Origin of the sequence: Rheinheimera soli (genome assembly GCF_031457405.1) — a bacterium.
In the GTDB taxonomy this organism is placed as follows: Bacteria; Pseudomonadota; Gammaproteobacteria; order Enterobacterales; family Alteromonadaceae; genus Pararheinheimera; species Pararheinheimera soli_A.
Window position 1 is genome coordinate 1 of the sequence record NZ_JAVDWR010000015.1, and the last position, 8,600, is coordinate 8,600.

At 46.3% G+C, this 8,600-nt stretch carries 9 protein-coding genes; 6 read left to right on the forward strand and 3 right to left on the reverse strand.

Annotation, left to right across the window (positions count from 1 at the left end):
- Positions 1 to 119: 119 nt before the first annotated feature.
- The gene (locus J2W69_RS16220) at positions 120 to 314 is read right to left on the reverse strand and encodes a YgaP family membrane protein (RefSeq protein ID WP_310280490.1); all 195 of its coding nucleotides are present in this window, start codon (positions 312 to 314) and stop codon (positions 120 to 122) included.
- Positions 315 to 616: 302 nt separating this feature from the next.
- On the opposite strand from J2W69_RS16220, the gene J2W69_RS16225 reads away from it, so the two are divergent.
- From J2W69_RS16225 to J2W69_RS16245, 5 genes are all read left to right on the forward strand, one after another.
- A complete protein-coding gene (locus J2W69_RS16225; RefSeq protein ID WP_310280492.1) occupies positions 617 to 1,483 on the forward strand; it encodes an MBL fold metallo-hydrolase in 867 nt (288 codons plus the stop codon).
- 40 nt (positions 1,484 to 1,523) lie between these two features.
- On the forward strand, positions 1,524 to 2,273 hold the full coding sequence (locus tag J2W69_RS16230; protein ID WP_310280494.1) for a sulfite exporter TauE/SafE family protein: 750 nt from the start codon (positions 1,524 to 1,526) through the stop codon (positions 2,271 to 2,273).
- A 17-nt stretch (positions 2,274 to 2,290) separates the two neighbouring features.
- Positions 2,291 to 2,686: a rhodanese-like domain-containing protein gene (locus tag J2W69_RS16235; RefSeq protein WP_310280496.1), complete on the forward strand. Its 396-nt coding sequence runs from the start codon at positions 2,291 to 2,293 to the stop codon at positions 2,684 to 2,686.
- A gap of 106 nt (positions 2,687 to 2,792) precedes the next feature.
- Entirely contained in the window at positions 2,793 to 3,812 is a 1,020-nt protein-coding gene (locus tag J2W69_RS16240; RefSeq protein ID WP_310280498.1) for an oxidoreductase, read from the forward strand.
- Between the two features lie 33 nt (positions 3,813 to 3,845).
- Positions 3,846 to 4,997 carry a serine hydrolase domain-containing protein gene (locus tag J2W69_RS16245; protein ID WP_310280500.1) on the forward strand — a complete coding sequence of 384 codons (1,152 nt, stop codon included), beginning with the start codon at positions 3,846 to 3,848 and terminating at the stop codon, positions 4,995 to 4,997.
- Between the two features lie 4 nt (positions 4,998 to 5,001).
- Here J2W69_RS16245 and J2W69_RS16250 read toward each other — a convergent pair whose 3' ends face one another.
- Positions 5,002 to 6,177, reverse strand: a complete 1,176-nt coding sequence (locus tag J2W69_RS16250; protein ID WP_310280502.1) for a GGDEF domain-containing protein — start codon at positions 6,175 to 6,177, stop codon at positions 5,002 to 5,004.
- A 235-nt stretch (positions 6,178 to 6,412) separates the two neighbouring features.
- On the reverse strand, positions 6,413 to 7,666 hold the full coding sequence (locus J2W69_RS16255; protein ID WP_310280504.1) for a cyclic di-GMP phosphodiesterase: 1,254 nt from the start codon (positions 7,664 to 7,666) through the stop codon (positions 6,413 to 6,415).
- Between the two features lie 173 nt (positions 7,667 to 7,839).
- On the opposite strand from J2W69_RS16255, the gene J2W69_RS16260 reads away from it, so the two are divergent.
- Complete coding sequence (locus J2W69_RS16260) at positions 7,840 to 8,580, forward strand: HesA/MoeB/ThiF family protein (RefSeq protein WP_310280506.1); 741 nt, start codon at positions 7,840 to 7,842, stop codon at positions 8,578 to 8,580.
- The last annotated feature ends 20 nt before the right edge of the window (positions 8,581 to 8,600 follow it).

Sequence of the window (8,600 nt, forward strand, 5' to 3'; positions counted from 1 at the left end):
AGCCTTGAGCTGGTTTTTTTATGTTTCAAATCCGCAAAGCTGTCTGGCGACAACAGTTCAGTCGGTTGCTTTCAATTAAAGCATGGCCGGCCTGTTTTTAGTGAAGCCCGTAAGAACCTCTATTTCGAGACTCGGCAGGAATTAATACCCAGCAGGCTGTACAGCGGGCAAACTCCTACAACTCCGGTCAACAGGGGTATGACACCCAGCCAACCCCAAGGGGCAATCACATCAAGCACTGCGAATGCGATCAGCACTACCCCAGCACTTACCCGAACTATTTTATCCAGACCACCCACATTTTTTTGCATCATTGTTTTCCTTATGAATTCAATAAAACAGTTATAAAGGTTGTTGTAGTTCAGTCATCTCTAATCTAATGAGTCTCGAAAACTGAAGTTTGATGCACATCAAACAAAGAGTGATTTGCCAAATTTAATTAGTTTTATCTAATATGTTTATCTCTTTTTGGTATATGCTTATACTTAATTCGAATTAATGGCTGTGGTTTAAGCAACACAGCGGGTCGATGCGCTGTGTCAGCATCAGGATCTTAGTGTTCAGAACTTTTAGTTCAGTGATGACGGAGCGCCAGGCGTTCCCTTAGGAGCATATGATGAGTGATTTTCAGGTTCAGGCTTTTTTGGATAACGACAGTGAAACCTTTAGTTATGTTGTATCTGATGTTGCCACTAAACAAGCGGTAGTGATCGATCCGGTGTTGGATTTTGATTACAAATCCGGACGAACCTCCACTGCAGGTGCAGAGCGGATGCTGGCTTATATTCAGCAGAATCAGATGACAGTGGCTTGGGTTCTTGAGACTCATGCCCATGCCGATCATCTGTCAGCAGCGCCATTTTTCAGGGAGAAACTGGGTGCAAAAGTGGGTATAGGTGCAAAGATCAGGCAAGTGCAGGCCATTTTTAAAGAGGTTTTTAATCTGGAAAAAGAGTTTTTACCTAATGGTGCCCAATTTGACCATTTATTTGAAGATGGCGAAGTACTGCAGCTTGGAACTATGCAGATTCGGGTGGTACATACACCGGGTCATACACCTGCGGATTTAACCTATCTGATTAATGAAAAAGCGGCTTTTGTTGGCGATACCTTGTTTATGCCAGATGTCGGCACTGCACGTTGTGATTTCCCCGGCGGCGATGCTTCCAGCTTATTTCAGTCGATCAACAAGCTATTCGCCTTACCCAAAACTACACAAATTTATGTCTGTCACGACTATCCAACTCAAGGGCGTGAACATGAGTATGTCACTACGGTAGGGGAGCAGCGTGAGCGGAATATCCATGTACAAGATGGGATCTCAGAGCAGCAGTTTGTTGCCAAAAGGCAAGCCCGTGATGCCACTCTCGAGATGCCACGGCTTATTTTGCCTTCGATTCAGATCAATATCAGGGCCGGGCATATGCCGCCTGCTGACGAGACCGGAAAAGTGTACTTAAAAATCCCTCTGAATCAGCTTTGAGTTGTTAGGGTTTTTTAATGGTTATTAGAGGGAGTCACTTATGATCCATGCCATTTTGGGTGCTTTACTTATAGGTGTCAGTCTGGGAGTTTTTGGCTCAGGGGGCTCTATTCTGACAGTTCCTGTGTTGATGTATCTGGTGGATATGCCCGCTTCTATGGCGATAGCGTCTTCCTTATTGATAGTCGCTGGCATCAGCTTGTTTGGCAGTATCCCGAATATAAGAAATAAAAAAGTGTCCTGGCCCCATGTGTTGCTGTTTGGTATTCCGGGCATGGCTGGTACTTATGGTGGGGCCTGGTTAGGCACTTTAGTGGACAGCGTGGTTCAGTTGTCCGTTTTTGTGGTCCTGATGGTTGTGGCTGCGGTGATGATGTGGCGTGGCAATCAAACACCGCAGCTTCAGGGCAAAATGAATAGAACTAAAGTGGTGCTGGATGGATTGGTTGTTGGGCTGATCACAGGCTTTGTTGGTGTAGGGGGCGGTTTCCTTATTGTACCGGCACTGGTGTTGCTGGGCGGTGTTCCAATGGCGATGGCGGTCGGCACCAGTTTGCTGATTATTGCGCTGAAGTCTTTTGTTGGTTTTGCCAAATACTATGAAGTGCTGACGATGCAGCATCAGTCTTTTGATTGGTTGGTGATTTCTATCATGATCGCTGGTGGTGTGGCAGGCAGTTTTTTAGGCGTATGGATTGGGCATTTGTTACCCAAAGAAAAGCTGCAAAAATCTTTCTCAGTATTTTTAGTGCTCATGGCCAGCCTGGTTCTTACTCAATCCGTTTTATAACCTGGTAAAGGAAAGTTATGAAAAGTTCACAGCAGTTGGTCAATGACGCAAAAAACAGAATTGTCGAAGTGTCAGTACAAGAATTAGCCCTGGCTTTGCAGGATCATAAGACTATTTTGGTTGATGTGCGGGAGCAGGATGAGGTTGTTCAGGGTTATATCCATCGTTCAGTGAATTATCCACGTGGGGTGCTGGAAATGCGTATCCATCAGCATCCCAGCATTGGTTCACACTGTGACAGTCAGGCTGCACTGGAATTGTTGGCAACAAAACCTATTTATTTGATCTGTCGATCGGGTGCCCGTTCTGCATTGGCGGCTGACTCCCTGCAAAACATGGGGTTTAGTACAGTTTATTCTGTAGCAGGTGGCTTTCAGGCCTGGTTGGACGCAGGTTATCCGGTAGAACTTTAGTCTTGCCTTAGCAAAGTAGGCAACAAGGCGGGTATCTGATAGCTTAGCTTTATTTTTTGATGCGTCTGATAGCAAAGCCTGTCGTTGTCATGTTGCCGGAGTTCTAATGATCAAAACCGCTGTTATTGGTTATGGCTTGTCTGCCAAAACCTTTCATTTGCCTTTTATTGTTCAGCAACCAGAGCTGGAACTGGTGGCGATCAGCAGCCGTCAGCCTGAACTCAAATCTGATTACCCACAGTTACAGCATTATCAAAATGGCGAAGAGCTGATCCGTGTATCGGATGCTGAACTGATCGTGATCACCTCCCCTAATGACAGTCATTATCCGCTGGCAAAACAAGCTTTGTTGGCCGGAAAACATCTGCTGGTGGAAAAACCTTTTGTGCTGACAGAAACACAAGGGAGGGAGCTGTTTGAGCTGGCTGAGAAGCTGCAGCGCCAGCTTTTTGTTTACCATAACAGGCGTTTTGATGGGGATTTTCTGACATTACAGCAACTGCTTGAGTCTGAGGAGCTTGGGGTTATCCGTTATTTTGAATCGCATTTTGACCGTTTCCGGCCTGTGCCAAGGCCACGCTGGCGTGAGCAACAAGGCGCTGGAACCGGTATTTTGTATGACTTAGGGCCTCATTTGATTGACCAGGCCATCGCATTATTTGGTGCACCAGAGGCGTTAACTGCCCGTTGTCGCGCTTTACGTCAGGGCAGTGAGGCAGTGGATTATTTCCACTTATTGCTGCATTACACAGATAAAGAAGTAGTGCTGCATTCCAGTCCTTTTTGTGCAGTGCCGACTACTCGATTTATTTTGCAGGGCGATTTAGGTTCTTATCATAAAACAGGCTTAGATCCACAGGAAGATGCGTTAAGGGCTGGACAAAAACCGCAAGGTGTAAGCTGGGGGCTGGAGTCTGAAGCTCTGTATGGGGTCTTGGCTAAAGCGGACGGACAAAGAATTTATCCAACCTTAGCTGGCAATTATCAGCTGTTTTATCAGCAACTGGTGGCCGCCCTGCAACAAGGTAAAGCCAGCCCTGTTTCTGCAAAACAAGCTTTGCAAGGGATCCGGCTGATCGAACTGGCTCAACAAAGTCAGCAGCTTGGCCGTACAGTGGCGTTCTGACAGATGTTGTCTGCTGCGGGCAAAGGGCTGATCATGGGTGCTGTTTTGTGTGGTGCTTTTTTACCTGCTTTGGCGCAGAGCACGCCATCACAGGACAAAATCCAGTTTCATCAGCACAAGACGCCAGACCCGGCTTTGCCAGTGCAAAGGCCTGCAACTCAAAGCTTGAATGAGCAAGTTTTGCATCAGTTGCTTTTGCAACTGCAGGACAAGACAACAAGTGGTTATCAGCAAGTACATAGTCTGTTGCTGTATAAATCAGGCGCTTTGGTACTGGAGCTTTATCAAAAGGGCAATAACGACTTTATCAACTTTGAACAAGGGATCAAGTTGGTGAAAGGGTCGCAGGATTTTGTCTGGACTGCGGATAAACCGCATTATGTGGCTTCAGTGACCAAAGCTGTGACAGCCACTTTAACCGGTATTGCCTTGCAGCAGACAGGTCTGACTGTTGATGCCACTTTGGCGCAGTTGTTACCTCAACACCCTGTGATCAAAGCGGATCCACTCAAAGCCAGTATTAGCCTGCATCAGCTGTTGTCGATGCAGGCAGGATTTGTCTGGGATGAATGGACAGGGCAGGATTTGGTGACGTTGTGGCAGCACCAAAATTTTACCGATCACCTGCTGCAACAGCCCAATACCGGACCTGGCAAAAGCTGGGCTTATAACAGTGCTTTACCTAATCTGCTGTTAACGCTGCTACAGCAGCAGTTAAAACAGCCTTTGCGGCCCTGGGCCAAACAGCAACTGTTTGATAAGTTAGGTTTTACGAATTACCGCTGGGACACTCAACCCGACGGCGTACCAGAAGGTTCGGCCCGTTTATGGCTCACCTCACGGGATATGCTCAAGTTAGGTGTTTTGTATTTACAGCAAGGTCAGTGGCAAGGCGAACAGCTACTGCCATCCGGCTGGGTGCAGCAGATGACCAGCCGTCAGGCCAAAAGCCCAGCCGGAGATTATGGTTACTATTTCTGGTTACGACAGCAGGATGGCGTGTCTTATTACACTGCCGAAGGGGATGGCGGTCAATATATTGCCGTGTTTCCTACTCTGGATATGGTGTTGGTACTGACCCAAGGCAATTACCAACAATGGGCGCTCTACAAAACTCAGGCGGATCGTATTATTCAGCAGCTGATTTTAAGTAGCACAGCTCAGCCAGACCCAGACAGAAGCTAAGTTGCTAACTAACAACGGCAAGACAGGCTTTATTCCGACCTTCGGCCTTTGCCTGATACATAGCTTGATCTGCCAATGTCAGCAGATGTTCGGCTTTAGCCCCAGGATAGACTGTGATATAACCCAGACTGGCGCTGAGTTCTATGGGGTTGTTTTGCCAAATCAGCTGGCAGCCTGACAGAGTAAACCTGATTTTTTCGGCGATCAGAGGCAATTCAGTGGCAGATACTCCTGGGAACAGCAATAAAAACTCTTCGCCACCATAACGGCTAACCAGATCCTGAGTACGCACCACAGCAGATAAAGTGGTAGCACAGCGACGTAAAGCGGCATCACCAGCGTCATGGCCTAAGCTGTCATTAATCAGTTTAAAATGGTCTAAGTCCAGCAGAATCAGGCTGTAGCTTTGTTGTTGTTTCTGCCACTGCTCGTGCATTTCCTGTAATTTTTTTAATGCTGCTCTTCTGTTCCATAAACCTGTTAACTGGTCCCGCTCGGCAAACTGACGGATTTTAGCAACCAATCGCGCTAAAGCGCCTCCTACCATCACTATATTTATAGCCAGCGTCAGGATGACATAAGACCATAATAAGGGTATAGCTTCATCTGTATAAGTAGCAACAAAAGCATCTGCCTGAGTGTCTGGCCACAGCAGGATCAGAGTGCGGACGAAAAAAATAATGGTCATCACAAACAAAGGGGCGGACATCAGGCAAGCGGCAGGAAAACCAAAATCCTTTTGTATGGCTTGAAAGTTAGTGCGGCTGGCTGAAAACGAAAACACTGTGGCTGTGACGGAAAACACCACGCCCAGAAAAATTGGATGCAGTTGTTGTAACTGACCTGCCAGCATCAATACAGCAGTGAGCAGCAGGATCAGGCAATCCCGTTTTACACTTGATTGCAGTTTAAACAATTGCTGAATACCCCAGCCAATCAGCATAAAGCTGCTAAGTATGGCCATATCAGCAAGAAACCAGTTTAATAAATTGGCGTCTGGGGTGCGTAAGGTTAGTAAATAAATACCACTGCCTAATGCCATATTGGCAGCAAAAAACCGAAAACTGGCTTTGGGAGCGACACGCAGTGGATGGGCCATTAAACACCAGGCTATACCGGCAACTAATGCCAATAACCAGATAAATGACAGCAGTAACTCTGATGGTGGATGATCAATCATAAATTTTTAGTTCTGTCCGGCGGGCAATAAAATCACTTTATTGAACGCTTTACGTCATCTGCGCGAGGCAGTTTAAAAATTCAGCTTAATACATCCTGACAGCTGAGAAGAGGTTTGTATACAGCCACTCAACCAAGGTTTTGTAACTGGTCTGACATTATAGAGGTAAATACCAGACTATCGTAGCTGAATATCCAACTCGACCAGCTAAGTATGCGGAAGATTATGACTTTATTCAGTTTTTTTGTTGTACAAAATAACTGACCTGAGCACGTGGATTTAAATAAGCAAAGACCTCTGGTGGCAGGGCTTTAGGTTTAACCACTTTCTCTACCGATAGCTTATTGGCTGCCAGAGTGACTATTGCGGCTTCAAGGCGGGGAACATCGGCATCATAAATCAGCACATCAGGGTAGAGCATAGAGTCTGAGTTCACTGCCATCACTATACCCACTCTTTTGTCGGACAGCAGTACCACTGTGCCCGGCGGATAAATTCCCATCATCTTGATCATAACTTTCATTTCCAGATCGCCAAGTTTGCCTTTCATGGTTTTATACATCAGGGATAAAGCATGGTGAGGCGAACGGGCCTGTGACATATCAAGCGGATGGCAGAGGTTATCAAATTCATTCACTACAGCAACAATACGGGCCAGCTTATTAATTTGCCCTGCTTTTAAAGCCGCCGGATAACCACTGCCATCCAGATACTCATGATGTTGTTCTACTATAGCTTTGGCTTGTGCCGGAAATTGTTGGGTCAGGCCCAGCAAATCGAGACCAAGTTTGGGATGAAGTTTCAGAAAATTCAGCTCAGGAGCGCTTAAAGCTGTAGTTTTACGTAAAATCTGGCTGGGGATTTTCAGTTTTCCTATGTCATGGAACATAGCACCTAAACCTGTCCACTTCACTTCGTCTGCACTGTAGTTTAAGTTTTTTGCCAGCATCATTGCCAGAATGGAGACGTTTAAGACGTGAAAGTACATAGACTCCTGTTCTTTGCCTGCTTGTGATATCAGGTGTAACACCAAAGCGTCTTCACTTAAAATGGTATCAGCCAGATTGCTAATCAGTTGGCTGGCATCTTCAATGGCATTCAGTGGACGGCCTTGTACTTTAGTCATCAGATTACGCACTTGCGCCATGGACTGGGCAAAGGCTTTTTCAGTTTTTTGCAGCTCGCGTCTGTGGGCTTTGGCTTGTTCTATACGCTGCTCTTTATCCTGTTGCATTTCTGTGCGGCGTTGCAAATCATCTATGTTTTGAGCCATAGGGCTGTCCATAGTGTTCATTGCTGTATCTGCTACAACAGAGCTACGCTCCGGATAAAAATACACATAGTCCAGTTCCAGTGACTGAATAATCCGGATCTGCTGCAAAGACTCCACCACCAGTTTATTGGTCAGAAATGGATGTTTCATCCAGCCGACAGGTAGCTTAATGGCATAACCCAGCTTGATATCTTTTGGCGCTATTTTCACTGGCACTTGAGCTGTGACCTCTGCTGTGGATTTAATTCAGGTTTAATGCGAGCCGCTTTATAATCAAGAATACAATGAAAGGCAATACGAGATTGCAGTTTTTATCAATTTTGTGAGCTGGCACAATAAATGCTCATATTTTTGACCCCTTTCTATCGTTTTGGTGGTCAGCCTTTCAGATGACAGAGCAATTAAGGTATAGCAGGCATTTTCTGCTGACACAGTGGAACGAGGATCGCCAGCAGCAACTTGCAGAAAAAAAAGTGTTATTAGTGGGCTTGGGTGGTGTGGGCTCTGCTGCTGCGCCTTATCTGGTCAGCTCAGGCCTTGGGTACTTAACGCTGGTTGATTTTGACCAGGTAAGCTTAAGTAATTTACCAAGGCAACTGTTGTATCAGGATGCCGATCTGGGTTTAGACAAAGTGCAGGTGGCACAGCAAAAACTGCAGCTGCTGAATCCGGCCTGTAGCCTGCAAAGCTGGTCTGAACAAGTAACGGCTGAAAGTCTTGGCTGCAGGCTGGCTGAATTTGATTTAGTGCTTGATTGCACCGACAACCTGGATAGCCGCCAGCAGTTACAAGCTGCCTGTTATCAACAACAAAAACCTTTGCTCAGTGCTGCAGCTGTGAGGTTGGAAGGTCAAATCAGTTATTTCCCTGTGTCTGCCAGTAGCCCTTGTTATTGCTGTTACAGCAGCACGTTGACCCAGCAGGAATTCAGTTGTCTGGATCAGGGCGTGTTATCTCCTCTGGTTGGAGTCATCGGCAGTCTGACTGCTTTGGAAGCTATAAAAATACTGGCTGGTTTAGGGTCAGAGCTGGCCGGAAAACTCTGGTGTTTTGATGCGCTTTTTAGTCAGTGGCAACAACTGCAGATTGCTAAAAAACCGCATTGCCCTGTATGTGCTGTTTCACTTTAAGTCAGATCCCACTGCACTTT

Excerpts from the sequence above, each read along its gene's own strand:
- J2W69_RS16240 (WP_310280498.1), top strand. The coding sequence starts at position 2,793 with ATGATCAAAACCGCTGTTATTGGTTATGGCTTGTCTGCCAAAACCTTT.
- J2W69_RS16230 (WP_310280494.1), top strand. The coding sequence starts at position 1,524 with ATGATCCATGCCATTTTGGGTGCTTTACTTATAGGTGTCAGTCTGGGA.
- J2W69_RS16235 (WP_310280496.1), top strand. The coding sequence starts at position 2,291 with ATGAAAAGTTCACAGCAGTTGGTCAATGACGCAAAAAACAGAATTGTC.
- J2W69_RS16250 (WP_310280502.1), bottom strand. The coding sequence starts at position 6,177 with ATGATTGATCATCCACCATCAGAGTTACTGCTGTCATTTATCTGGTTA.
- J2W69_RS16245 (WP_310280500.1), top strand. The coding sequence starts at position 3,846 with ATGGGTGCTGTTTTGTGTGGTGCTTTTTTACCTGCTTTGGCGCAGAGC.
- J2W69_RS16260 (WP_310280506.1), top strand. The coding sequence starts at position 7,840 with ATGACAGAGCAATTAAGGTATAGCAGGCATTTTCTGCTGACACAGTGG.
- J2W69_RS16225 (WP_310280492.1), top strand. The coding sequence starts at position 617 with ATGAGTGATTTTCAGGTTCAGGCTTTTTTGGATAACGACAGTGAAACC.
- J2W69_RS16220 (WP_310280490.1), bottom strand. The coding sequence starts at position 314 with ATGATGCAAAAAAATGTGGGTGGTCTGGATAAAATAGTTCGGGTAAGT.